This is a genomic window from Rhodanobacter hydrolyticus, assembly GCF_044904645.1.
In genome coordinates this window covers 3,266,854-3,292,636 of sequence record NZ_JADIKK010000008.1, presented here as the reverse complement: position 1 = coordinate 3,292,636, position 25,783 = coordinate 3,266,854, and the positions used below count along the sequence as shown (strand labels likewise).

Sequence of the window (25,783 nt, the reverse complement as noted above, 5' to 3'; positions counted from 1 at the left end):
GCGCGGCGCGATGGCGGCGAAATTCGGCGCCTTGAAGCAGATCAACAGGCCGAGAGCCCACGGCCGGCGACAATACGGAAAACCGGCGTCACAGTCTCCGCGCGCTGCTTATGTTCCTGGCTCCCGACGGACGAACGGGGCGACGCACGCCCCGTCGTCCATAACCCTGGGCACGACCCGGCTTAGGCCGCGTCGGCCAACTGCTTGCGGCGCTCGTCCGCGCGGGTCACTGCCGCGCCCAGCTCGGACGGGTCGAAGTCATCCACCGAGATGAATTCGAACACCGCCGCGTGCACTCGCTTCAGCAGGTCGTGTTCGGCCTGGCTGAGCACGCCGGCGGCGAGCGCCTCGGCCAGTTGGCCATCGTAGTCGTGCGCCTTGAACTGGCCGGCCTTCAAGCCCTTGAGGAACTTGCGCTCCACCGGCTCGGCGGCGATCACGTCGGGCAACAGCGCGTCCATGCGGCCTACCGTGTTGTTCGCCGTGGGCGTGAGGTACACCCACTCGGTGAGGCGCGCACGGGCATCGTTCGGTGCCGTAAGCAGCGCGGCCACGCGCCGGCCAAGGCGATCTGATGGTGGCACTTCGCGGCGGCCCAGCGGGAATACCAGCACGCGCAGCAGCCACGCCACCGGACGCACCGGGAAGTTGCGTATGGCGCCATCCAGCGCGTTCTGGATCAGCCACATGCACTCGTGGAAGCCCCAGGCGAGGAAGGGACGATCCGCCTCCGGCCGGCCGGTATCCTCGTAGCGCTTGAGCATCGAGCTCGCGATGTACAGATAGCTCAGCACGTCGCCGAGGCGCGCAGAGAGCTTCTCCTTGAACTTCAACTTGCCGCCCAATACGCCCATGAAGGTATCGGCACACAACGCCAGCGCTGCGGAGTAGCGGTTGAGCTTCTTGTAGTAGCGGCGCGTATAGGAATCGCCCGCAGCCTCACCCATGCGTCCGCCGGAGAGTCCCATCGCGAAGCTGCGCGCTGCGTTGGACAGGCCGAAGCCGATGTGGCCAAACAGCGCTTTGTCGAAGCTGTGCAACCGTTCCCGGTAATCGACGATCGACAGCGCGTCCATTTCCTTCAACACGTAAGGATGGCAGCGGATCGCGCCCTGGCCGAAGATCATCAGACTGCGCGTCATGATGTTCGCGCCCTCCACCGTGATCGCGATCGGCACGCTGGACCAACCGCGTCCTGCGTAGTTCTTCGGGCCCAGCTGCACCGCCTTGCCGCCGTGCACGTCCATGGTGTCGCCGGCCACCACGCGCGCCCATTCGGTGGCGTGGTACTTCGCGATGGCCGAGGGCACCGCGGGCTTCTCGCCGCGGTCCACCGCCGCCGCGGTGGCGCGCGAAAGCGCAGTGGTGGCGTAGGTAAGTCCGCCGATGCGGCCCAGCGCCTCCTCCACGCCCTCGAAGCGGGCAATCGCGAGACCGAACTGCTTGCGCATGCGCGCGTACGCGCCGGTAGCCGCCGCGGAGCCGCGCATCGCACCGGTTGCGTTCGACGGCAGCGAGATCGCGCGGCCCACCGACAGGCATTCCACCAGCATGCGCCAGCCGTGGCCGGCCATCTGCGGGCCCCCGATCAGGGTGCTGAGCGGTGCGAACACGTCCTTGCCGTGGATCGGGCCGTTCTGGAACGGAATGTTGAGCGGGAAATGGCGACGGCCGATTTCCAGCCCAGGTGTGGAACGTGGCAGCAGCGCCAACGTGATGCCGAGATCTTCCTTCTCGCCCAGCAGATGCTCGGGGTCGTACATGCGGAAAGCCAGACCCACCACGGTGGCGACCGGTGCCAACGTGATGTAGCGCTTGTCGAAGTTGAGCCTCACGCCCAGCGTCTCGACGCCGTCCACCACTTGCTTGCAGACCACGCCGTAGTCGGGAATCGAGGTGGCGTCGGAGCCGGCGTAGGGGCCGGTGAGCGCGAAGCAGGGAATCTCCTCACCTACCGCGAGGCGCGGCAGGTAGTAGTTCTTCTGCTCGTCCGAACCGTAGTGCAGCAGCAGCTCCGCCGGGCCCAGCGAATTCGGCACGGCCACCGTGGACGCCACTGTGGCCGACATCGTCGACAGTTTCTGCAGCACCGCCGAATGCGCCAGCGCGGAAAATTGCAGGCCGCCGTACTGCTTCGGGATGATCATGCCGAAGAAGCGGTGCTTCTTGATGAAGGCCCAGATTTCCGGCGGCAGGTCGGCCAGCTCATGGGTGATCTGCCAGTCGTCGATCATCCCGCAGAGCTCTTCCACCGGACCGTCGAGGAAGGCCTGCTCCTCCACGCTCAGTTCGGGCTTGGGCTGCTTCAGCAGCTCGTGCCAGTCCGGCTTGCCGGAGAACAGCTCGCCCTCGAACCCCACGGTGCCGGCTTCCAGAGCGGTCTGCTCGGTCTCCGACAGCTTCGGCGTGACCTTGGCGAACATTTTCAGCAGCGGGGCGGTGATCTTCCTGCGGCGGAAGCTGTCCATCAGCAGTGGTATCGCGATGCCCAGTTCGACAATCAGCAGGACGACCATCGTCCAGAACGCGCCGGCGAGCAGGCCGACGACCAGCGTGACCAACGGCGCCGCGATGGCGAAAGTGCGTAGGCTGCTGCGGTGGTAGGCACAGGCGCCGCTCGCGATGAGCGCCGCCAGCAGGGTGAGTATTACGGCCATCTCGACTTCCTCGTTGCGGTCATGCCTGTTGGGCGATGCATGCGCCTGACCCGGCAACTGCATCGTCCAGTGACTGGATGAAATGTGCGATCTCGCGGGTGAATGCATCGTTGGCATCACCCGCCAGCATGTGGGTGGCGCCAGCCACTTCGATGTGGCGTGCGTGCGGCACCAGTTGCCTGAACTCGGCGACGGTGTCATGCGACACCACGTCGCTGCGCTCGCCCGAAAGCAGCAACACCGGTACCCCCACCTTCGTGGCGGCGGCGAACAGGCGCGGCTGATAGCGCTCGCTCTCGGCGATCAAGTCGCCGGCCAGCAAGGCCGGATCCCAATGCCAGCGCAAGCGACCGTCTGCGCCTTCGCGCAGCAGCGGGCGCAATTGTTCCTCGCTCTTGCGGCCGGGACGGTGTGGCAGGTAGGCGGCGATCTGTTCGGCGGCTTCCACGTAGTCGGCAAAACCGGCCGGATGCGCCTGCATGAAGGCAAGGATGCGCTCCACGCCCTTCGTCTCCCAACGCGGCGTGATGTCTACCAATACCAAGGCGCGAAACGGTGGAGGCTGCGCCTCTCCTGCGGCCACCAGCCCAAGCAGCCCGCCCATCGAGGCACCGACCAGCACCGGCCGTTCGGGCTGCGCACGGGCCAGCAGCAGCAGGTCGTCCACAAACTGTTGCATGTGGTAATCGCCGCCCGGCGCGCGTCCACTCTCGCCGTGACCACGTGCGTCGAAGCTGACGCAGCGGCAGCCACACGCCGCCAACGCGGCGACTGCCCCGTTCCACGCACCACGCGTCTGGCCGAAGCCATGGGCGAACAAGAGAGTGGGCGCGCCATCCGCACGATGCGTCTCCATAGCTAACTGTGCACCGTCGAGGGCGGCGATGGATTCGATGTGGGCAGCAGGGGCAATTGACTTGTCCATACGGATGAGTATGGATTGCTCGATCGAGCGCCGTCAACCCATTCGCGCGGGTTACTAAAGCCCGGCGCAGCGGCTACCATACGGTCATGGATTCAAGCCCGAAACCCGAACGAACCCGCCTCACCGCGGAAGACTGGGAAGTAGCCGCCCTGCAATTGATCGCCGACCAAGGCGTGGGTGCGCTGGCCGTCGAAGCCTTGGCCCGCCAACTGGGCGTCACCAAGGGCAGCTTCTACTGGCACTTCCGCACCCGCGAAGCGTTGCTGCAGGCCGCGCTGGAACGCTGGGAGCAGTACGGCGAAAACGAAGTGCTGGGCCAGATCGAGCAGATCGCCGATCCGCGCCAGCGCCTGCCCGAATTGTTCCGCCGCGTGGCGCACGAGCTGCAGCCACACCGCGTGTACGCCGCTTTGCTGAAGGCGCTGGATCATCCGCTGGTGGTTCCCGTGATGGCGCGCGTGTCGCAGCGACGTACTGAGTTCCTGCACACCGCCTACCGCGAAGCCGGTCTGCCGCCACGTGAGGCGTTGAATCGCGCGCGGCTCACGTACGCCGCCTACGTGGGCTTTCTGCAACTGAATTTCACCCTGGGTCTTCCGCGCATCAACCACGAAGAGTTCGATGGCTACGTGGAACACATGATCGCTACCCTTATTCCGGCCTGACCCCCTCCGGCAAGAGCTTGCGAACGGCGCCGCTTGGCGCCGTTTTTACGACCGATCTTCCTGGCCACCATCCCACGCGCCATCCCTAAGATGCGGCGCAAGAAAACGCCACTGGCGGTTTTTGCTGCACTCTTCCTTGCAATGCCAGTGCTCGCAAACTACGGTTCCTCCACCCTTTTTTATAAAGACCAGTGAGGACATGATGGCAAGCACTCTGGACGCGCTCGAACGTTGGGTCAACGAAGTTGCGGCACTTACCCGTCCCGCGAAAATCCACTGGTGCGACGGCTCCGAAGCCGAATACCAGACGCTGGTCCGGCAAATGCTGGCCGATGGCACCCTGATCGAGCTCAACCAGCAGACCCACCCAGGCTGCTACCTGCATCGCTCCCATCCGTCCGACGTGGCACGCGTGGAGCACCTCACCCTGGTCTGCCACCAGAACGAGCAGGATGCGGGTCCGAACAACCATTGGCTGGCCCCGGCCGAGGCGCACGCGAAGATGGATGCGCTATTCGACGGCTGCATGGAAGGCCGCACCATGTACGTGATCCCGTACTGCATGGGCCCGATCGGCTCGCCGCTGTCGCGTTGCGGCGTGGAGATCACCGACAGCCCTTACGTGGTCGCCAACATGAAGATCATGACCCGCATGGGCAAAGCGGCGCAGGAGCGCATCGAAAACGAAGGCATCTTCGTGAAGGGTTTGCACTCCACCGGCGAACTGGATCCGGAACGCCGTTTCATCATGCACTTCCCCGAGGAGCGCACGATTAAATCCTACGGCTCCGGCTACGGCGGCAACGCACTCCTGGGCAAGAAATGCCACGCGCTGCGCATCGCCAGCAACCAGGCCCGTGACGAGGGCTGGCTGGCCGAGCACATGTTGATCGTCGGCATCGAGAACCCCAGCGGCGAAACGCACTACATCGCCGCCGCTTTCCCCTCGGCCTGCGGCAAAACGAATCTCGCGATGCTGATTCCGCCCGAGGGCTACCGCAGGGATGGCTGGAAGGTGTGGACGGTGGGCGACGACATCTGCTGGATGCGCCCCGGCACAGATGGACGTCTATACGCCATCAATCCCGAGGCGGGCTTCTTCGGCGTGGCACCGGGCACCAGCGACAGCAGCAACCCCAACGCGCTCAAAAGCATTTCGCACGACACCATCTTCACCAATGTCGCCGTCACCGCCGACAACCAGCCGTGGTGGGAGGGCTTGCCCGGCACGCCGGTCACCGATTGGCAGGGCCGCCCCTACGACCCTGCCAATGGACCCGCCGCACATCCCAACTCGCGCTTCACGGTGAGCGCCAGGCAGTGCCCCACCTGGTCGCCCAAGGCCGAAGACGCGCAGGGCGTGCCGATCAGCGCCATCGTGTTCGGCGGTCGCCGCCCTTCCTTGTTGCCACTGGTGATGGAGGCGCGCGACTGGACGCACGGTGTGCTGATGGGTGCCGCGATGGGCTCGGAAACCACGGCCGCAGCCACCGGCGCCGTCGGCGTGCTGCGCCGCGATTCGATGGCGATGAAGCCCTTCTGCGGATACCACTACGGCGACTACTTTGCGCATTGGCTGAGCTTCGACCAGCCCGGCGCCAAGTTGCCCAAGGTCTTCCACGTCAACTGGTTCCGCAAGGGCAAGGACGGCAAGTTCCTGTGGCCGGGGTTCGGCGACAACCTGCGCGTGCTGGAGTGGATGATCGCGCGCGTTGAAGGCAAGGTGCGCGGCAAGGAAACCCCCGTCGGCACCCTCCCCGCCCCCGGCGAGCTGAAGCTTGACGGGCTGAGCCTCGACAAGGCCGCACTGGCGGAGTTGCTCGACGTGGATCAGGCAGGCTGGCAGGTCGAGTTGGCCGCTATCGGCGAATATCTGGCCAGCTTTTCGCCCCGCACACCGGCGGCGCTGCGCGGGGAACAGCAACGCGTAGCCCTCGCGCTGGAAACCATCGAGCGCAAGGTCGCCTCGGCCTGAGCGTGCGCGCATCGCCGCGGACCTGTGCCCGCGGCGATGCAAACCCTTTCGGCACGGCGGGCATCCAAGCTGGCAAGATGATCGCTGCCTGCCCCGCCACCGCCAGCCCCATGCCGCCAGCCCCCGCTGCCGCCGACGACGACAAGGACGACGCGCGCGCGGCCGCCATGGGCGACCGCCGTGCGTTCCAGCGGCTGTACTGCCGGCATGTTGAACGCATCAACGGCGCGATGTACCGGCTGGCCGGCTATGACCATGCCCGTGCCGAGGATCTCACCCAGGAAGCCTTCGTGCGTGCATGGCAGAAGCTGCCCAGCTTCCGTCACGAAAGTGCGTTCGGCACCTGGCTGTACCGCCTCGCGGTCAACATGGCACTGATGGAAATCCGCGCCCGCCGCGCCGACCCGGTCGGTTTCATGGACGAGGAAAAACTGCCCGACCATGGCGAAACGCCGTTCTGCGCCGCCGAACGCGAAGAACTCGAACGCGCCATCGGCAAGCTGCCGCCGCGCGCGCGCGCCGTATTGGTGCTGCACGACGTGGAAGGTTGGCGGCACGAAGAAATCAGCGAGGAGATGGACATGGCCGTGGGCACGTCCAAAGCGCAATTGCACCGCGCGCGGCAACTGCTGCGCCGCGCCCTGGGAGAAAACCCATGAACGAATTCGAATGGCGCCAGCAGATGCGCAAGCTGCGCGAGCCCGTCGCACCGCGCCGCGACCTGTGGGAGACGATCGACGCCGCACTGGAAGACCGCGGCGAAAGCGCGGCACCGCAGCACGTCACCCGTCATGCGCCGCCGCGGCCATGGCTGCTCGCCGCCGCGCTGGCTGGTGCTTTCCTGCTTGTCGGTGATATCGGTCTGCACCTGCACCGCACCGCCCATGACGCACCGGGCAACGCACCTGCACTGGCCAGCGCGCCTTGGAAGCCGGCCGATCCGCGCCTCAGCGGTGCGGCGATCGAACTGGATGCTGCCCGCATCGAACTGCGGCAGGCCATGCAACAGTCTCCCGATTCCACCTCGTTGCAGCGCCTGCTGGCGCGCACCGAACAGCAACAAACGCAATTGCGCCATCTCGCCCAGGAGGCCGGCTGACCGCAGCCGGGAACGACCATGAAAACCACCGCCCGTTACGCCCCCTTGCTGTTGTGCCTTTGCGCAGGCCAGGCCATGGCTGGCACGCCGATCAACCTGCAGCATGCCGCGACGCCCACTGCCCACATCAGCATCAGCAACATCTCCGGCGAAGTACGCGTCACCGCATGGGATCGGGCCACGGTGCAGGTCGACGGCCAGCTCGGCGACGGCGCCAAGCCGCTGGCGATCACAGGCAATGACGACAAGCTCGCCATCGAAGTTCAACCGCAGGGCAACGGCGGCGGCTGGCTCAATTGGGGCAGCGACAACCGCATGGGCCCGACCATGCTGGATCTGCACGTACCGCGCGGCGCCTCGCTGGATGTACGCGTGGTGAGCGCACCGCTGGTAGTCGACGGCATGGATGGCGGCAAGATCTCCGTCAATACGGTCAGCGGGCGGGCGCGCATCAACGCGAACAGTCCGTCGCTCTACATCGAAAGCGTCAGCGGCAACATCGAATTGGCTGGCCATGCAACGCAAGCCAACCTGCAGACCGTGAGCGGCGACATCCTCGCCCCGGTGCTGGGCGATCAGGCGAAACTGCAGACGGTTTCCGGTCGCATCCAAGGCAATGGCGGCCCATGGCGCCAGCTCACGCTGAGCACGGTGTCGGGCGACGTGCAGCTCGCCGGCAACCTCGCGCAGGACGGCAAGCTGTCTGTCGACAGCATGAGCGGCAACGTGCAATTGCAACTGCCCGCCGTCGCCAATGCCACCGTGCATGCCAGCAGCTTCAGCGGCGACCTGCGCAGCGACGTCGGCGCCGCGCAGAAATCCGAACACGGCCCCGGCAGCAAGCTCGACGCCACCCTTGGCAACGGCAGCGGCACGATCAATGTCGAGACCTTCAGCGGCGACCTGCGCATCCGTACATCGAAATGATGCAAACGAGGCCAGCCGGACACCCATAAAAAAGGCCACCGGTCTTGACGACCGGTGGCGATGTGGCATCAACGCCGGAACTTGTCAGTAATCGTAGGTCACCGACAACCGCACGGTGCGCGGCGGGTTGGTGAACAACGGCTGCTTGTAGTAAGTGTTGACGTAAATCGTGTTGCTGGTCGGATCAAACGAAGCCGGGAACGACGGGTCCGTCTGCAACGGCCGCTGCTGGTTCAGCGCGTTGAAGATATCCAGGTTGAAGCCAAGCTTGTTCCCGGCGAACGCCGGACGATAGTGCACGCCAAGGTTGAGCAGCTCGGTCCATGGCGTGTGGCCGACCGATCCAGGCGGCACGCGCTGGCCATTGCACCAGTGATAGTTGCCGGTACCGTAGTTGTTGTAGCCGGTCGGGTCGTTGTCGCCGCCGGGTTTGTAGCCTCCCGGCCCCTGGGTGAGCGGCCCGTAATAACCAAGGCACTCCTGCGGCATACCGGATTGCACCAGAAGCGTGGCGGAGAGCAGCCACTCTGGATTGATCTGGTAATTACCGCGGAAGCGGACCTGGTGCTTGCGGATATTGGCGAACTCGCCGTACTGCCCATCCATAAGCTGCCAGCTGTCCCAGTCCTCGGTCTTGGAAATGTCTTCCTGGCCGAAGTCCGAGCGCACCTGGCCTTCGGTGTTGCCGAAGCCTCGCGTGAAGGTGTAATCGATGCGGCCATACCACTTGCCGTCGAACGGGTGCTCCAGATAGAGGTTCAGCGCGCCGTACTTGCGGACGGCACCGCGACTGAAGCCCCAGTCCTGCAGAGTCATGGGCACGGTGACCTTGCTGCTGCCGTCGTCCGACACCACCAGCATGTCGTTGGTGCGCCCCGGGTTGAACAGGCGGCAATACGAAGCGCCATACAACGAATCGGAGTAGGCGTTCGGATCGAGGCCCATCTTGGTCATCTTGGCGGCGATCATGCCGGGCTCGCATTCGTCGTCGATTGCGGCTTTCAGGTTACGCCACGTGGCCTTGGCGCCGTACACCCAGTTGTCCCCCAGCTTCTTGTCGAAGCCGACGATGAATTCGTCCAGGTACTCAGGTTTCAGATTGCGCGCGGCAACCTGCATCGGATCCTTAGGCGCTCCCGTTTCGCCGTCCGGGGAAGTCGTCGGTCCGGCCTGGGTCAGGCCCTGCGGGATACCCGTGACCGGGTCGATGCTGGCGTACGAATACAGCGTGGTGAGATAGGTCGAGCGGTTGGCTGCTCGCTCCGCCGCATTGTCGGGCAGCGCCAGGTAGTAGCGGCCTGCATTGCCGTAGACCTTGAACGACGAGTCGCCGAACACATCCCAGCTAGCGCCGATACGGGGCTCCCACTGGTTCTTCTCGTCGACGAAGGCTTGCCCCAAGTCGTTGTAGTTGGTGAAGCGGTCGTTGCGCAGACCGATGCTCAGGTACACGTTCTGCGCCACCTGCCAGTTGTCCTGCAGGTAGTAGGCCTTCTGCGCCGTCGACATGCTGGTCATCCAGCCGATCTCGCGCTTCTGCACCTGACCGCCAGCCATGTAACGCCAGTAGTAATTGACCGATGGATCGAACGGGTTCTGCTGATCCGGCCCTTGGTCCACAGCCCGGTAGAACATGTTGTCGATACCCGCAAGCAGATCGTGGTCGCCCAGCTTGTAATCGAAATCCACGCGCAGACCGCGGGTAGCGTTCTTGGCGCCCGGCGCGGTCCATGAGGTGTTGGTCTGCGCGTTGCCCGGATGGCTGCCGTCGGGCAGCGTCGCATTGCTCGCGCCGGAAATGAACGGCAGCGGGCTGGTATTGCCGTATACGACAGGATCCTGGAAGCGTGCCTTGCCACCGGTGATGCTTAGCGTGGCCGCATCGGTGATGTAGCTGGTGAAGTGCGCTACATAGATCTGCGCGTTGTCCTTGGTGACATCGTTCTTGCTGGAGAACGCACCGCGCTGGAGCGTGTCGTAGTCGAAATCGTAGGTCGATCCGGCGCCCAGGCTGTTGTTGTCCTTCAGCGCCGTCAGTTCCAGGATGTTGCTGTCGGTGATGTTCCAGTCCAGCTTGCCGTAGAACTTCGTTTCCTTGTTGCGGTAATCCTGCACCTTGGCATTGTCGTTGTTCTCGACATTGGTGCCTTGCGTGCGCGTGGTCTCGCCTGCCAGGAACATGTACAGCTTGTCCTTGACCAGCGGGCCGCCCACGTAGGCGGAGTAGATCGTCTGCCAGGACGTGTTGTCGTTGCGGTACTGGCGCAGAGACCCGGGAGCATTCGGACCCGCGGCATAGTTGACCAGGCTGCTCGATGCGGGAATGGCCGGGTTGCCGTAGCGGTAATTGACCGGATCGCTCTCCAGATAGCGCGGCTGCCAAGCGACCTGGCCACCGAAGTGCCACTCGTTGCTGCCGCGCTTACCGACCTGGTTGATCACGCCGCCGTCGGAACGACCATATTTGGCGTCGTACCCGCCGGTAAGGGTTTCCTGCTGCTCGATGGCACCATAGGGCAACTGGAAGCCGCCCAGATTCTTGTACGGTTCGCCGACGTTGTAGCCGTTCACGTAATAGGCATTCTCTGACACGCTGGAACCACCGAACGACACCAGCGATTGACCGGACGGCCCGGTGAAGAAGCCGCTACCTGAGGCGGTGTTCGGCGCGAGCAGTGCGATGGCCTCGGCGCTGTGCGCCACCGGCAACCGCTGCAGATCGGCTGCAGTGATGACAGTGCTCGAGTTGACGCTGGTGACGTCGATAGCGGGCAACGCACTGGCCGAGACCGTTATCGAGGACAGCTGGGTGGGATTGGCGTTGCTCGAGCCGCCGGCGGCGCTAGCGAAGTCAACGCCTGCGGCGGCACCGGTGGAGACATAGGTGTTGTCGCGCGCACTCACCGTCTTGCCGTTCTGCTTCAGGGTGACCGTATAGGTACCCACGGGCAGATTGTCGACGCGATAGCGGCCCGTGCTGTCCACAGGCACTTCCCGCGTGAAGCCCGACGTGTTGCTGACCACTACAGTCTCACCCGACGCCACTGGCGCCTGGCCGAAGACGCTGCCGACAGTGCTCTGCGCAAGCGTGGCCCCGCTGAAACTCAAGCCCACGGCAATCGCCAAGGCCGTCGGGCGCCAGCGCGTGGCGTCGGCACGGTATCGAATGCTCATCGTGATTCTCCCCAAATGGATTGCGTGCAAAGGATCGATGGCCCAAATGCCAGGATCCGGCGGATCGCGGAAATTCCTCCGGCGACGCAAGTTCGCATGAGATTATGCGAAATTCCGTACGCTTAACGACCACCGACAGCAAAAATATGACGTTAGAAAATGCAGGTCAACACAAATTTTATACTTTATAACCGCAAATATTTACGAATTGGCGGTAACGAACACCCCTTGCCAAGGCATGTTCAAGTACCGATGTCCGCCCCTACAGCGCTGAACGAAGCAACGAATTGAGCCCACAGAAGAGCAGAACTACTATCCCCCAATGCCTTTCACGCCTCTCCTTCCCGACAAATTCCAGCATCGTTCCGGGCATCCGGAAGAGGCTGACGACCTCCGCCTAGCCTCGTCGCAAACGTCGCTGGAAGCACGACTGGCCCAAGCGCCACACGACACCACTACGCTCATCGAGCTGTCGGAAGTATTGTTTCGGCGCGGACGCTTGCGCGCCTCCAGCCATCCGCTGCTGGCGGCTGCCAGCCGGCTCCCGCGCAATGCGCCGCTGATCGTCTCCTTGACGCAACGCCTTGTTGCCAATGGCGAAATCCTTGCTGCACGGGCTTGCCTCGACCTGTTGGAAGAAGCACCTGCTCCACCGGCCGACCTGTTGGCTGCACAGGCCCACCTGCGCTTCATGATCGGCGACCTCGCCAAGGCGTTGGAGCGGATCCAATTGGCCCTGCACGCTGGAGCCGACTCGCCCGGCGAGCACCACATGCACGCCCTGCTGCTGCAATTCAGCGGCAGGATTGACGAGGCTGAGGCTGTGCTGGAGCGCTGCCTTGCGCGATGGCCGCAATTCGGCGACGCCGTTACGGTACTGGTCAATCTACGCAAGCAGCGTCCCGGGGCGAACCGGCTGGATCGGATCGACAAGCAATTGCGTCAGATACCGCATGAAACTACCGATACCGATCGTGGTTTCGTGCGTGCGGAATTCGAATATGCCCGTTTCAAGACGCTGGATGATCTCGGGCAGAACGGGGAGGCCTGGGAGGCGCTATCGCGTTGCAATGCGATCATGCGCAGCCTGAATCCCTACGACGCTGCGGCAGAGGAAGCTGTCACGGCGGCCCTGCTCAACATGCCAGCGACACCCGCGCCGCCTGGCCCTGCCAGACCGCCAGGCCCCGTACCCATCTTCGTCGTGGGCATGCCTCGGTCGGGTACGACCCTGTTGGAACGAATCCTTTCCAGCCACTCGCTAGTCGCTTCGGCAGGGGAAATCATCGACTTCTGGCGCCAACTGCACTGGGTGGCCGACGTGGCACCTGCGCAGTCCGCAGGCCTGTTGGAAATCATCCGCCGCAGCGGCAACGTCGATTACCGCGAGCTGGGTCAGCGCTACTTGAAGCAGACCCAATGGCGTGCGCAAGGCAGGGCCTATTACATCGACAAGCTGCCCGCGAACATCCAGATGCTCTCCTTCATCCGGCGAGCCCTGCCGCACGCCCCCATCTTGCATATGGTGCGCGATCCCATGGATACCTGCTTTTCCAACTACAAGGCTCTGTTCGGCAACATTTCCTCGTACAGCTACGACCTCACAGCACTCGCGCACTATCACGCGCAATACATGCGACAGGCGCAGCATTGGCACAGCACGATGCCCGGCGCCATGCTCGACGTGGGCTACGAGGCGCTCGTGCAGGGTACCGAAGCAACCGTAAGCCGTGTCTTGGCTCACTGCGGACTGGCTGTCGAGGAAGGCTGCTTCCGCCCTGAACGCAATGCCGCGCCTGTCGCTACGCCCAGCAGCGCTCAGGTACGCGAGTCGATCCATGTACGCGGACTGGGCCAATGGCGCCGCTATGCACAGCAACTGGAGCCGCTACGTCTGGCGCTGGAGGCTCCGCAAGCAGCGCTCGCCTTCCCAATGTGACAGCGCAGCGCCCAGCGCGATGACGCGCCATTACTGCTGCCTGCTATGCGCGCGTTGCATGAGATACCCAGCTTAGGCTGGCGAACTCGCACGCTTTAGGAGCCGAACGACCCGGCCAATGTGGAGACACGCGTCCATACAGCCGAGATCTATCGCACCATCAAAGCAAGAGCGCCATCGCTGTACGCGACGGCGCTCTTGTCTGCGCGATATTCAGGGCGAATCGCGGATCAAAGATCCTGGTGGTATTGCACGTAAGGTGTACGCGACTGATCCGGCTCGGGGCCGGCCGGCGTGTTCGTCGGCGCACCGGACGACCACAGGTTCTGAGCTCCCACGCTGAGTGAGCCCTGCCACGGCAAGTGCCACGTCACGCCAAGGTCGATGCTGTTCCAGCGGCGGTCGGGGCTGTAGCCATTCCCTGGCACGCCAGCCAAGGGCTGCATGGTGCGGCCGATAAGGGTGCCGCTGATCGGGCCATGGTCGACGCCGAAGCTGATCGCTTTCTGATCCAGCGTACTGATGCCCAACAGGTTGCCCGGCAACAGATGGATGCGGCCGACACTGGCGCCCACGTCCACACCGCTGTTGGTACCCAGCGCCAGGCGGCCGCGTGCATTGAGCTGCGAGCTGCTGTCGAAACCGGTAAGGCCATCGACGCTGGGTGTCACACCGGGCAGCACACGCGGCAGACTGGTACTGTTTGGCGTGCTGTTGCTGCCAACGCTCACGCCAAGGCTGTAAGGCCCGTTGAAGTAAGTGGCGCCAACCTCGCTGCCTACCACACGCAATGGGCTGTTGACCCAGGATTGCTGGCTGACATCAGCGTTCGCTTGCCAGTTCGGTGCCAGGCCGTATTGTAGGCCGGTGCTCACGAGCGTGGAGGCATCGACAGCATGGGGGGACAACAGCGAATCGCGCTGTGCCTGGGCGCCATTGCTTCCGCCTGCCTTGAGCACGAGCAGGCGGCCGTCCGTGCCACGCCACAACGGCACCGCCAAGCCCGACTTCACCTTGGCGACCTGCGCTGGCGGCTGCTTCAGCAACTGTCCGGCCAGTTGGCCGTTAGCATCGTCCACGCCCTGACCGGCCGCCACAAAGGGCAGCAAGCACAGCAGCATTGGGGCAAGCAGTCGACGCATAGACGGCAGGTTCGTTACGGTAGCTATGATTCGGAATTGTCGGCAGAAGTTTACTGCACTTTACATTTAAATAACAACGACACAAGGGTTTCGGTACAGTTAATGAATACACCCTGTGACCGCCATCTCAATAGCGGGGTTCGCGTCACCTTGGATTCCAACTGGCGCACTACTGACCCGCAGGATATAACGGGTTCTTCGCCGAAGCCTGCCCGCCTGCCCTTTTGATGAGCCCAGCTTCCCCGCCGCCGCGCTCCACGCCCATGCCTGCCTTGGCCAAGGACTTGGCCGGCGTGCCGGCAGCCATCGAGCAGTTGCTCAAGGCGCAGGACAGCGCAAGCGTGCTGGAGGCCTGCGCGCGCATCCTGGAGGATCTCGGCATCGCCGGTCGGCTGCATTGGCAACCGCTGGCAAGCCCGGGTGTGGAATCTCACGGGTGGCGCCACGAACTGGCGGAAGATGTGCAACACCAGCTCGTGCTCGTACTGAGCCACGACGAACCGGTTGCCCTGCCGCTGCGCGGCAAATTGGCCTGGCTGGGACGGCTCGCCGATGCCCGCCTTAACCAACTCTCCGAATCCAGCCGTCTGTACGAGGCGATCTCCCGGCTGGCATTGGCTGAACGCCTGCAGCGCGCGCTCTATGCAATCGCAGAGCAAGCCAGCGCGGAACAGGACATGCCCGCGCTGATGCGCTCACTGCACACCATCGTGAGCAGCCTGATGTACGCGGAGAACTTCTACATAGCGCTGTATGACGCCGCCAGCGACAGCGTGCGCTTCCCGTATTACGTGGACAGCCTTGATGTCGATGTGCCTTCGCCCGAACGCAGCGTGCCGCTGAACGAGCTGCTGCATGGTGTCACCTGGAACCTGTTGCGTCGTGGGCGCCCTCTGTTCGGTGCCATCGACGAGCTGGCGCAGGAACTGGGCGGGCAGTTCCAGTTGCACGGTACGCGCTGCGAGCACTGCATCGGCGTGCCATTGTTCCGCTCAGGACAGGTCGTCGGCTGCATCGTGGTGCAGAGTTATCGCGCCAAGATGCGCTACACCCGGCACGATCTCGACCTGCTGAGCTATGTGGCACAGCACGTGCAGACCACGATAGAACGGCGTGGCGCCCACGTGGAACTGGAACGCCGCGTCGCCGATCGCACCACCGCGCTGCGCGAGGCCAACCGCGTGCTGCGACAGCAAGTGCTGCAGCGCCAGCGCGGCGAACGACTGCAGGCGGCGCTGTTCCGCATCGCCGAGCTGGCCGGCACCACCGACAGCCTCGACGACTTCTATCCCGCCGTGCATCGCGTGATCGGCGGTCTGTTGTACGCACGCAATCTGTACATCGCGCTTATCGACGAGGAAACGCAGTTCATCACCTTTCCCTATTCGGTGGACGAGATGAACAGCGAACGCCCGCCACGCCGCCGTGGCGGCGGAGCCACCGAATACGTGCAACGCACCGGCAAACCGCTGCTGGCGGACATGGCGACCATCGATCGCCTGATCGCCAGCGGCGAGATCGTCAACCCGGGGGCGCGCTCGGTGTGCTGGCTGGGCGTGCCGTTGAGTTGGGCCGACAAGGTGCGCGGCGTGCTGGCCGTGCAGAGTTACAGCCCCGAACATACCTACAGCGAACGCGACCAGGAACTGCTCACCTTCGTCAGCTACCACGTGGCCAACGCATTGCAGCGCAAGCATGCCGACGCCACGCTGAAGCAGGCTTACGCCAGCCTGGAGCGCCGCGTGGTGGAGCGTACCCGCGCGTTGGGCCTCGCCAACCGCGATCTGCGCGAGCAGATCGCCGAACGCGAACGCATCGAGCGCCGGCTGAAGTACGAGACCCTGCACGACTCGCTCACCGGCCTGCCGAACCGCACCATGCTGCTGCAACGTCTGGAGCAGGCATTGCAGCATTACCTCGCGAACCCGAAGGATGGGTTTGCGGTGCTGTTCATCGACCTCGACCGCTTCAAGGTCATCAACGATTCGGTCGGCCATCTGGTCGGTGACGACCTCTTGTTCCAGGTCGGCGGTCGGATCCGCGCCTGCCTGAAAACCCGCGACATCGTGGCTCGACTGGGTGGCGACGAATTCGCCGTGCTGCTCGAGCAGGTGCCAGACGTCGCCGCGGCGCAGCGCACCGCCGAACGTGTGCTGAAGGAGTTGCAGGCGCCGTTCCGCCTGGGTACCCGCGAAATCTTCACCTCCGCCTCGATCGGCATCGCGATGGCAGATACGCACTATCGCCAACCCGAGGAGCTGTTGCGCGACGCCGATTCCGCGATGTACCACGCCAAGGACGGCGGCCGCCATCGCGCCTCCCTGTTCGACGATCGCCTGCGCCACGAGGCGCTGTCCCAATTGCGCATGGAGGGCGATCTGCGCCATGCGCTGGCTCGCCGCGAGTTCGTGCCGTTCTACCAGCCCATCGTGTCGCTGGCCGACGGCTGCATCGCCGGCTACGAGGCGCTGCTGCGCTGGAACCACCCAGAGCGCGGCCTGCTGCTGCCGCACGATTTCCTGCTGATCGCCGAGGAGACCGGCTGCGCCGAGGCCATCGACTGGCTGGTCTTCGAACAGGTCTGCGCCCAAGCCATGCAGCTGCTTGGCGGCAAGGGCACGATCAGCATCAATGTCTCCGGCCTGCACTTCCGCTCGGATGACTTCGATGCCCGCTTGCTGGCGCTGCTGGACAAGTACCACGTGCCGCCTTCCAGCATCCGCGTCGAGGTGATCGAGCGCACGCTGCTGGACAATCCGGCGCAGGTGAAGCGGATGCTGGAAAACCTGCGCCTGCAGGGCATGGGCATCGCGCTCGACGATTTCGGCACCGGCTACTCCTCGCTGAGCTACCTGCACCAGTATCCGTTCGACGCGCTGAAGATCGACCGCTCCTTCGTCACCGAGCTGGACAGCGACCGCAAGGGCCAGGGTGCGGCCGTGATTCGCGCAATCCAGGTGCTGGCCGATGCGCTGAGCATGCAAGTGATCGCCGAAGGCATCGAGAACACAGCGCAACAACAGGCTCTACTCGACATGGGCTGCCGTTACGGCCAAGGCTTCCTGTTCGCACGTGGGCAGGCCGCCGAATACTGGCTGCGCCCGGAAAACCGCTTGCCGTAGACACGCACAAGGCGCGCCCGCCGGGCGCTTACGCCGTGCCGGAAGTGCCCGCCCCGCCCGCATCGCGCAACAGATGCTCCGCATCGATGCGGTCGAACTCGTAGCGTTGCGCGCAGAACTCGCAGTTCACCTCGATGCGGCCGTCCTGCTCCGCCAGCGTGGCCTCCACTTCCTCGCGGCCCAGCGAGCGCAACATCGCCACCACCCGTTCGCGCGAGCAGCTGCAGCCGAAGGCCAAGGGGCGCGGCGCGAACAGGCGCACGGACTCCTCGTGGTACAGGCGGTACAGCAGTTGCTCCGGCGCGGTGGTCAGCATTTCCTCGGCACCGAGCGTGCCTGTGAGGTGCATCACCCGTGTCCACGCATCGTCGTCCTGCACCGCGCCCTGGCCGCCTTCGTCGGGCAGCTTCTGCAGCATCAGGCCCACCGCGTGCTCGCCGTCGGCAGCCAGCAGCAGGCGCGCGGGCAACTGTTCTGACTGCGCGAAATAGTTCTCCAGGACACCTGCCAGGTCCGTCGCGCGCAATTCCACGAGGCCCTGATAACGCTGGCCGCGTTCAACGTTGCCGATGGTGATGGCCATCACCGCCTGCGGCAATGATTCCAGCGACAGCGGCTCGGGCAGCGGCCCATCCCAGCGCGCCAGGCCACGCAAACGGCCATGGTCCGTGCACTCGGCGAACAGCAGACGCAACGCGCCTGCGCTCTTCAACTGCACCGACAACTCGCCGTCGAGCTTGATATTGGCGGTCAGCAACGCACTGGCGGCCAGCGCCTCGCCCAGCAGATTGCGCAACTCGACCGGGTAGTCGACGCGTCCAGCCACCTCGCGCCACGCCGGCCCAAGCCGCACCAACGCGCCACGCACGCCGGCGCGCTCGAGCAGGAAGCGGTGCAGCACATCTTCGACAAATACGGTTTCCACAGCCGATACCTCGCAAAACGATCCCCGCTAGATGGGGCCGGATGACGGCCGCGCAATAGCCGCACCTATACTGCCCCGACTCCCCGCCATTCGCCCACCATGCCCCTTCAACTCTCCCCTCGCCGCGTGTTGCGCTGGATCGTCTTTGCCGTACTGGCCTGGCTGGGGCTCACCTGGTTGATGGTGCTGGCAATGCGCTTCGTGCCGCCCTTCACCTCCGCGGTAATGCTGGAGCGGCACGTCGGCGCCTGGGTGCATGGCGAGCGCGATTTCCGTCTGCACCAGCACTGGGTGCCGTGGTCGCAGGTATCGCCATGGGTCCCGCTGGCGATGGTGGCCGGCGAGGATCAGAAGTTCCCCTACCATCACGGCTTCGACTTCAGCTCCATCCACCAGGCGATCGACGCTGCCGACGACGGCGCTCACCTGCGCGGCGCCAGCACCATCAGCCAGCAGGTCGCGAAGAACCTATTCCTGTGGAACGGCCGCAGCTTCGTGCGCAAGGGGCTGGAGGCGTACTTCACCGTGCTGATCGAACTGACCTGGCCGAAGCGGCGCATCCTCGAGGTGTACATGAACATCGCCGAGCTGGGCAACGGCATCTACGGCGTGGGCGCAGCCAGCGAGGCTTATTTCAACGAACCTCCCGCGCGGCTCGATCCGTCGCAGGCGGCACGGCTGGCCGCCGTGCTGCCCAGCCCACGGCGCCTGCACGCGGATCGTCCGAGCGCCTATGTAATGCGCCGCGCTGGCTGGATCGAGCGGCAGATGCGCCAACTCGGCGGCCCGTCCTACCTCGGGCGCCCCTGACCATTGCGATCCTCCATGATCGCGGAAATGGAGCGGGCGACTGTCCTCTGCCGCCGTCTCCAGGCCGGTGTTTCACAGGGCGGCAACACCCGTTGCGCATGTCAGCGTTAGACTGACCACATGCTCCCACGGCCGGAGATCGGACATGCGTCAGGTCAAGCATCTGCTGGAGAACAAAGGCGGCACCATCCACACCATCGCGCCCGATGCGCCCGTGCTGGACGCGATCAAGCGGATGGCCGAGCACCGCATCGGCGCACTGCTGGTGATGCGTGGCGAGCAGTTGTTGGGCGTGGTGTCCGAACGCGATTACGCGCGCAAGGTGATCCTGCAGGGTCGCTCGTCGTCGCAGGCGACGGTGAGCGAGATCATGCACGGCGATCCGCTGACCGTGGGGCCGCAAACCGACGTGCTCGACTGCATGCGCCTGTGTACCGACAGCCGCGTGCGCCACCTGCCCGTGCTCGACGACGGCAGGGTGGTGGGCGTCATTTCGATCGGCGACCTGGTGAAGGCGGTGATCGACGCGCAGGCCGAACAGATCGAGCATCTGGAACGCTACATCACCGGTTGAGGCCGGGATTGGGCGTACGGAAGGCGCGCGGCGGCCACTTCACGCGGCCCGCTTTTCCTCCGACGCGAGATCGGGCGACCAGCCGGCGCGTATCGACACCCAGGTGGCGAGCACGGCCACGCCGGCGCCCGCCAGTGCGAGGCCGCTGATACCCGCGCCCAGCAGGCGCAGGCCGCTCACTGCGCTGGTCACCGCGAAGTCGCCGAAGCGCCACACTGCGGTTTCCACGAAGTTCTTGCCCTTGTAGCGCGTCTCGCGCGGCACGCGCGTATACAGCGCATCCACCGCCGGCTTGGTCATGCCATAGGCGAAACCACGTGTGGTCACCATCATCACGGCCAGCGCCGGGATCGTGGTACCCAGCACCGCCACACTGCCATGACCGACCATCATCACCGTCAGCAACAGCGCCACATTCACCAACGAAGGAAGCACCAGGCCCCAGCCCGGGCCGAAGCGCACTAGCAACCAGCGCGTAAGCGTGAGTTGCAGCAGCGCGCCCAGCGTGTTGGTGGCAAGGTCGAGGTCGTTGTAGAACGCGGTGCGCGCTACGTTCCCGGCGAAATGCAGCTTCGCGTAATCCGCCACCAGCGCGTAGGCCAACGTGCCGACGCCATCGCCAAACAGCATGAGCAATGCCATGTAGCGCAGGAATGGGCGCGACCACAGTTCACGCACGCCGGCCCACAACGAGCCACCGATCGCCTCGCCGCCCGACCTGCCCGGCCGCGCCTGCTCGTGGTGTGCAGACAGGTGCAGCAAGAGCACCAGTGCAGCCGCCAGCGTCAGTGCCGATACCACCAACAATGGCGCCACGCCCAGCCAGTGAACCAGCAGACGGGTGAGCAACGGGCCGCAGATCGCTCCCGCCATGCCGCCGAGCGCAATCAAGGAAAACACTCGGCGTGCGCGCTCGCTGGAGAAGATGTCCGCCATCACGCTCCAGAACAGCGACACCACGAACAGGTTGAACACACTGCCCCAGGCGAAGAACACCACACCCAGTTCTCGGGCGCCCACGCGATCCTGCGCCATGAAGGCCGGCACGAAGGCCAACTGGCAGACGGCGAAGAAACTGTAGCTCCAGGCCAGCATGCGGCGCCGCGAGAAGCGCGCCACCAGCCAGCCGAACACCGGCGTGAACAACAGCATGACCGCGAACACCACGCCGTAGAACAACGGTAACGACTGCGAACCTACAGCTCCACTCAACTGGTCGCGCACCGGCCGGATGATGTAGTACGACGTCATCACGAAGAAGAACGCCAACGCGGACAGCCCAGACTCGGCGCCCTCGCGCGTGGCGGCGGAACGAATCGAACTCACTGTGGCATCCCGCACGGGCCATGCCCGGAAGGGCGCAAGGCTAGCACGCGCCTCCACGCCGCGTGTCGCCATATGGCGGCCGTCGAAGGTCATCTCGGGGGGCGCATTGTCCCGGCACGCGAAGTACCGGAAAATCGGCGTTCCGCGTGGCCGATGGATCCCGTCCACGCATTCCATCTCGGCGTTTCGCGCGTCGCCCAGCCTTGCGAAGAAGATGCGGATTCGACACCTCGCCCTTGCCTGCACCACCTGCCTCGCCTGCACCAGCGTCCACGCCATGCAGGCGCAGTCCCAAACACAGGCGCAGACACAGCTCCAAGCACAGCCCCAAGTCCGAGCCGCCCCGGCAAGCGCCCTGCCGCCGGCCAGCGCGAACATCCCCTCCGAGGAACTTCCGCAGGCGCGCGTCCAGGCCACGCTGATGGATTACCAACGCTGGCTGGACGAGCTCGATGCGCGCCATGGCGCCGCAGGGCTGGCCACGGCGGTGGTGATCGACGACAAGGTGGTGTTCGAGCACACCCAGGGCTACGCCAACGCCGCTGCCCGGACACCGGTGACGGCCATCACGGTGTTCCGCCTGGCGTCGCTCTCCAAGGCCTTCGCCACCGCGGTCACCGGACTTGAGGTCGACGCCGGCAAGCTCGGTTGGGATACCAAGCTGGTCAACGTGCTGCCCTACTTCAAGCTCAAGGATGTGCAGTCCACCGAGCTGGCCACCGTGGCCGACATCCTCGGCCAGCGAGTGGGCCTGCCGCACAACACCTATGACAACCTGCTCGAAGACGACGTGCCCTACGACGAACTGGTGCGCAAGCTCGACGAAGTCGAGAACACCTGCGCACCCGGCGTGTGCTACGGCTACCAGAACGTGGCGTTCAGCCTGATCGGCGACGTACTGTTCGCGCGTACCGGCAACTTCTTCGACAAACTCGTCGAACAGGACATCTTCAAACCGTTGCACATGCAGACGGCCAGCTACGGACGTGCCGCGCTGGAGTCCAGCAAAAGCTGGGCGCAGCCGCACCATGCAGGAAGGAACCAGAGCTGGGTGCCGTTCGAACCCAAGGACGCCTATTACCGCGTGGCGCCGGCCGCCGGAGTCAATGCCAGCATCCGCGACATGGAGCTATGGCTGATCGCGCAGATGGGCGGCCGCCAGGACGTGTTGCCCACCACGCTGCTCGACGTGCTGCACGCGCCCGGCGTGGCGACTCCCACCGAGGTGCGCGCCACGCCGTGGCGACACGCGCGGCTCAGCAATGCCAGCTACGCGCTGGGTTGGCGCGTCTACACCTACAACGGCGAAACGCTGCTCTTCCATGCCGGCGCCGTGGCGGGCTACCGAACCATGATCGGCTTTTTCCCGAAGTACCACGCCGGCGTGGTGACGCTGTGGAATTCCAGCGGCGCGATGCCCAGCGGGCTGATGCCGATGGTGTTCGACGATCTGCTCGGCTTGCCCCACGTCGACTGGGCCGGCGTGGAAAGCGCCACCCCAGCCAAGACCGCACCGGCCAAACCCGCGCGCAAGAAGTCCCGCAAGCACCAGCAGCACTGACGATCAGCTTCGAACCGGACAAAAACGGCGCATGCGATGCATGTGCCGTTTTTTCTTCACGAATCGCGTGGCCGCTCAGCGACCGGTGCTGAATTCAATTTTCTGCTCGTTCGTGCTTTCCACCGGATTGCCGTCGCGCATCGCCGGCTTGAAACGATAGCGTTCGATCGCATCCATGGCGGCACGGTCGAACACATGGCGCGGTTGTGCATCGACCACGTGTACGTTGCTGGTGGCGCCTTCCGCGGTGACCGTGAAACCGACGAGCACCCAACCGGCCTGCCCCGTGCGCAGCGCCGCAGTCGGATACCTCGCCTGCACCGCCTTCAACAATACCGCGCTGCTGTTCTGCGCGCCGGCGGTCTCGGTCGAAGCCGTTTGCGTCTGTCCCTGCGGCTGCGTCGCAGTCTGCGGCTGCTCGGCGGCCTTCTGCTGCTTGGCCTTGGCCTGCTCGGCGGCCAGCGCCTGCTGCGCCTGCAATTGCTCGGCCTGCTTGGCGGCTTCCAACTTGTCGGCAGTGGCCTTCTGCGCGGCGAGCTGCGCCGCCTTCTGCTGATCCTGCGTCTGCTGCTCCTGCTGGCTGGCCAGCTTGCGCTGGGCATCGAGCTTGGAACGCAGGATGGTCAACGTGTAATTCGCCGGATCGGCCTTGGCCAACAGGTCGATCTCGCGCTGCGCTTCGTCGAAGTTGCGTGAGTTGACCGACTGCTCGGCATCCGAGGCGGCGAACGGGAACGTCTCGCGCAAGGCGCTGGTCGCCACCGGGTTGTCCGGCTGCTTGGCAAGTACGCGCAAGTAGAACTCGAACGCGTTGTTGCCGGCAGGCGCCAGGTAACGCTGCGCCTTCAGGGCCTTGCTGGCCTCGTTCAACAACTGGTTGACGTCCAGCGCCTGCAGGTTGGCCGGCGCGGCCTCGGCCTGCGTCGCCTCCGCCTTGCCTGCCGCGGGCGCCGAAGGCGCAAGGCCGGCATCAAGTTGCATCTGCTGTCGGTAAGGGCGAACGATCAGGAACCACGACGCCGCAGCGAGCGCTGCGACGATGGCGACGATGGCTATGGCAACGGGCCGGACGGCCCCGCGCGCGCGACGGCGTGCGATGTAGGTATATCGGGTACCCATGGTCTCTCACCGAGTGTCGACAGATACCCGCGCTTTCCCCCTGTGCATCCAGGATGCGGAGAGTCCCCGACTCGCCGCGGCGCGGATTGACGACAAGGTAACCGCATTGCGCCAAGGTGCGCAAATCGCGCGATCCGCCCCCGCAAGCCGTGACACACGCCTCGGCACCATGACGGCCATCGTGCCACGGACTTTCAAGCCACTCCGGGCCCAAACGCTACCGGTTTTCCCGTGCCCAAAACGAAACGTCCCGGCAGGGCCGGGACGAAGTTCCGAATCGATCTCCCCACGCTGGGCACCGCAGGGAGAGAAATCGTTTGACGCTCGTTGTTGTGTTGCTTACTTCTTGGCGGTGGTCTTGACAGCCTTCACCACCTTGGCGGCGGCAGGCTTCTTCGCAGCAGCTTTCTTGGCTGCCGGCTTCTTGGCAACCTTCTTCACAGCGGCCTTCTTGGCAGCAGCCGGCTTCTTGGCGGCAGCCTTCTTCGGGGCAGCCTTCTTGGCGACCTTCTTCACGGCAGCCTTCTTGACGGCCGGCTTCTTGGCGGCGGCCTTCTTGGCGACCTTCTTCACGGCGGCCTTCTTGGCAGCCGGCTTCTTTGCAGCGGATTTCTTGGCAGTGGCCATGGTTCGTCTTAGCTCCTCATCGGTTGGCAGTGGTTGCCCAGTAAAAGCGTGGAGGAACGCCTCGACCAGCAGATCGCTGTTCGTGGCATGCCTCAAATTCTTCACCTGACGTTCGGTGCGCAGGTCGGACAGCGTTCGCAGTACATGGAGCGGAATCGAAACGGTGATCTTGCGTACTGCGTTCGCTTTCTCGCCGTGCTCCACGTAAGGCTTGATGAATTTCGGTGATGCCATGTTGCCGTTCCCCGTGAACTTGGGCGAAAGCTATTCCGTAAGATTTCAGCTGTCAATGGATTTTGATCGGCAAATCAAACCCTTTCGCCGGAGGGCCCACGCCGACCATGCCGACAGCAACTCCGGATCGCCGCGCCATGCATTTTCTTATGGACGTCTATACTTCCACACGAAAAATCAAGCATTAACCAGAAGACAACGACAAAACGCTGGAAACAAGGCACTTCACGGCAATGTCATGCGCATCGCGAGGAATTAGCCGCTCCGTTTCAGCAACGCAACGACACACGTCACGCGCACCCACGAGCAGCGTCCAGCCAGATGAACGGGACGCGACCAGCCGCATCTCGAACCGACCGGCAACGGAAGGGATTCGCCTCCGCCAAGGACACCAAAACCCGCCCAAGACATCCCGGCTCGACCGGCAGGGTGGCGCGGCGACCCAGCCAAAAGCCACGCCGATTCACCCGCCCGCCAATGCAAATGGACGTCCATTTGCGAAATCGATGCACCACACCGGATGCCGGAAACGACGACGGCCGCGCAAGGCGGCCGTCGTCGAACTCGCAGGGCAAGAAGACTCAGTGGTCTTCGTTCTCGACCAGTTCCTCGTAAGCGCCGGCGTCCAGCAACTGGTCCAGTTCGGCACGGTCGCTCATGCGCACCAGGTAGATCCAGCCCTCGCCCCAGGCGTCTTCGTTGATCGTCTCCGGCTTGTCGTTGAGTGCCTCATTGACTTCCACCACCTCGCCGGACACCGGCGAGTAGATGTCCGAAGCGGCCTTCACCGACTCCACCACGGCGGCGGCGTTGCCGGCAGTGACGCTTGCGCCGATTTCCGGCAGCTCCACATAGACCAGATCGCCAAGCTGGGCCTGCGCATGGTCGGAGATGCCCACGCGCACCAGGCCGCCGTCCTCGACGCGGGCCCACTCGTGGGATTTGTTGAACTTCAGGTCGCCGGGGATCTCGCTCATGGTCG

The 25,783-nt window shown here is 64.5% G+C and carries 19 protein-coding genes; 10 read left to right on the top strand and 9 right to left on the bottom strand.

The window, feature by feature from the left end:
- Positions 1–182: 182 nt before the first annotated feature.
- Both ISP25_RS17340 and ISP25_RS17335 read right to left on the bottom strand, forming a co-directional pair.
- Positions 183–2,657: an acyl-CoA dehydrogenase gene (locus ISP25_RS17340; protein ID WP_404615661.1), complete on the bottom strand. Its 2,475-nt coding sequence runs from the start codon at positions 2,655–2,657 to the stop codon at positions 183–185.
- Positions 2,658–2,676: 19 nt separating this feature from the next.
- Positions 2,677–3,582 carry an alpha/beta fold hydrolase gene (locus ISP25_RS17335; RefSeq protein ID WP_404615659.1) on the bottom strand — a complete coding sequence of 302 codons (906 nt, stop codon included), beginning with the start codon at positions 3,580–3,582 and terminating at the stop codon, positions 2,677–2,679.
- A gap of 86 nt (positions 3,583–3,668) precedes the next feature.
- Here ISP25_RS17335 and ISP25_RS17330 point away from each other — a divergent pair, with 86 nt between their 5' ends.
- The 5 genes from ISP25_RS17330 (at position 3,669) to ISP25_RS17310 (ending at position 8,248) form a co-directional block, all read left to right on the top strand.
- Entirely contained in the window at positions 3,669–4,247 is a 579-nt protein-coding gene (locus ISP25_RS17330) for a TetR/AcrR family transcriptional regulator (RefSeq protein WP_192158399.1), read from the top strand.
- 202 nt (positions 4,248–4,449) lie between these two features.
- Positions 4,450–6,222, top strand: a complete 1,773-nt coding sequence (locus tag ISP25_RS17325) for a phosphoenolpyruvate carboxykinase (GTP) (RefSeq protein ID WP_404616338.1) — start codon at positions 4,450–4,452, stop codon at positions 6,220–6,222.
- Positions 6,223–6,299: 77 nt separating this feature from the next.
- Positions 6,300–6,881 (top strand): RNA polymerase sigma factor, encoded by a 582-nt coding sequence (locus tag ISP25_RS17320; RefSeq protein ID WP_404615656.1) that lies wholly within the window; start codon positions 6,300–6,302, stop codon positions 6,879–6,881.
- Positions 6,878–7,321, top strand: a complete 444-nt coding sequence (locus ISP25_RS17315) for a hypothetical protein (protein ID WP_404615654.1) — start codon at positions 6,878–6,880, stop codon at positions 7,319–7,321. The genes ISP25_RS17320 and ISP25_RS17315 overlap by 4 nt, the downstream gene beginning before the upstream one ends.
- Before the next feature lie 18 nt (positions 7,322–7,339).
- On the top strand, positions 7,340–8,248 hold the full coding sequence (locus ISP25_RS17310; RefSeq protein WP_404615652.1) for a DUF4097 family beta strand repeat-containing protein: 909 nt from the start codon (positions 7,340–7,342) through the stop codon (positions 8,246–8,248).
- A gap of 84 nt (positions 8,249–8,332) precedes the next feature.
- Here ISP25_RS17310 and ISP25_RS17305 read toward each other — a convergent pair whose 3' ends face one another.
- Positions 8,333–11,422, bottom strand: a complete 3,090-nt coding sequence (locus ISP25_RS17305; protein WP_404615651.1) for a TonB-dependent receptor — start codon at positions 11,420–11,422, stop codon at positions 8,333–8,335.
- Between the two features lie 499 nt (positions 11,423–11,921).
- Between ISP25_RS17305 and ISP25_RS17300 the strand changes: the two genes are divergently transcribed.
- Positions 11,922–13,361 (top strand): tetratricopeptide repeat-containing sulfotransferase family protein, encoded by a 1,440-nt coding sequence (locus tag ISP25_RS17300; RefSeq protein WP_404615649.1) that lies wholly within the window; start codon positions 11,922–11,924, stop codon positions 13,359–13,361.
- 230 nt (positions 13,362–13,591) lie between these two features.
- On the opposite strand, the gene ISP25_RS17295 is transcribed toward ISP25_RS17300, so the two are convergent.
- Positions 13,592–14,503 (bottom strand): hypothetical protein, encoded by a 912-nt coding sequence (locus tag ISP25_RS17295; RefSeq protein WP_404615647.1) that lies wholly within the window; start codon positions 14,501–14,503, stop codon positions 13,592–13,594.
- A 263-nt stretch (positions 14,504–14,766) separates the two neighbouring features.
- Between ISP25_RS17295 and ISP25_RS17290 the strand changes: the two genes are divergently transcribed.
- Positions 14,767–17,625 (top strand): EAL domain-containing protein, encoded by a 2,859-nt coding sequence (locus tag ISP25_RS17290; protein WP_225578420.1) that lies wholly within the window; start codon positions 14,767–14,769, stop codon positions 17,623–17,625.
- 28 nt (positions 17,626–17,653) lie between these two features.
- Here the strand turns inward: ISP25_RS17290 and hslO are convergent, their stop codons facing one another.
- Positions 17,654–18,550, bottom strand: a complete 897-nt coding sequence (hslO, locus tag ISP25_RS17285) for an Hsp33 family molecular chaperone HslO (protein ID WP_192158383.1) — start codon at positions 18,548–18,550, stop codon at positions 17,654–17,656.
- 99 nt (positions 18,551–18,649) lie between these two features.
- On the opposite strand from hslO, the gene mtgA reads away from it, so the two are divergent.
- The gene (gene mtgA / locus ISP25_RS17280) at positions 18,650–19,360 is read left to right on the top strand and encodes a monofunctional biosynthetic peptidoglycan transglycosylase (protein ID WP_404615645.1); all 711 of its coding nucleotides are present in this window, start codon (positions 18,650–18,652) and stop codon (positions 19,358–19,360) included.
- Positions 19,361–19,505: 145 nt separating this feature from the next.
- Positions 19,506–19,934, top strand: coding sequence for a CBS domain-containing protein (locus tag ISP25_RS17275; RefSeq protein WP_192158379.1), 429 nt, complete (start codon positions 19,506–19,508; stop codon positions 19,932–19,934).
- A 39-nt stretch (positions 19,935–19,973) separates the two neighbouring features.
- Here the strand turns inward: ISP25_RS17275 and ISP25_RS17270 are convergent, their stop codons facing one another.
- Positions 19,974–21,260, bottom strand: coding sequence for an NTP/NDP exchange transporter (locus tag ISP25_RS17270; RefSeq protein ID WP_404615643.1), 1,287 nt, complete (start codon positions 21,258–21,260; stop codon positions 19,974–19,976).
- 214 nt (positions 21,261–21,474) lie between these two features.
- Here ISP25_RS17270 and ISP25_RS17265 point away from each other — a divergent pair, with 214 nt between their 5' ends.
- On the top strand, positions 21,475–22,821 hold the full coding sequence (locus tag ISP25_RS17265) for a serine hydrolase domain-containing protein (RefSeq protein ID WP_404615641.1): 1,347 nt from the start codon (positions 21,475–21,477) through the stop codon (positions 22,819–22,821).
- A 75-nt stretch (positions 22,822–22,896) separates the two neighbouring features.
- Here ISP25_RS17265 and ISP25_RS17260 read toward each other — a convergent pair whose 3' ends face one another.
- From ISP25_RS17260 to gcvH, 3 genes are all read right to left on the bottom strand, one after another.
- Positions 22,897–23,940, bottom strand: a complete 1,044-nt coding sequence (locus ISP25_RS17260) for an energy transducer TonB (protein ID WP_404615639.1) — start codon at positions 23,938–23,940, stop codon at positions 22,897–22,899.
- A gap of 339 nt (positions 23,941–24,279) precedes the next feature.
- A complete protein-coding gene (metJ, locus tag ISP25_RS17255) occupies positions 24,280–24,801 on the bottom strand; it encodes a met regulon transcriptional regulator MetJ (protein WP_192158376.1) in 522 nt (173 codons plus the stop codon).
- Between the two features lie 581 nt (positions 24,802–25,382).
- On the bottom strand, positions 25,383–25,778 hold the full coding sequence (gcvH, locus tag ISP25_RS17250) for a glycine cleavage system protein GcvH (RefSeq protein WP_404615637.1): 396 nt from the start codon (positions 25,776–25,778) through the stop codon (positions 25,383–25,385).
- Between the last annotated feature and the right edge of the window lie 5 nt (positions 25,779–25,783).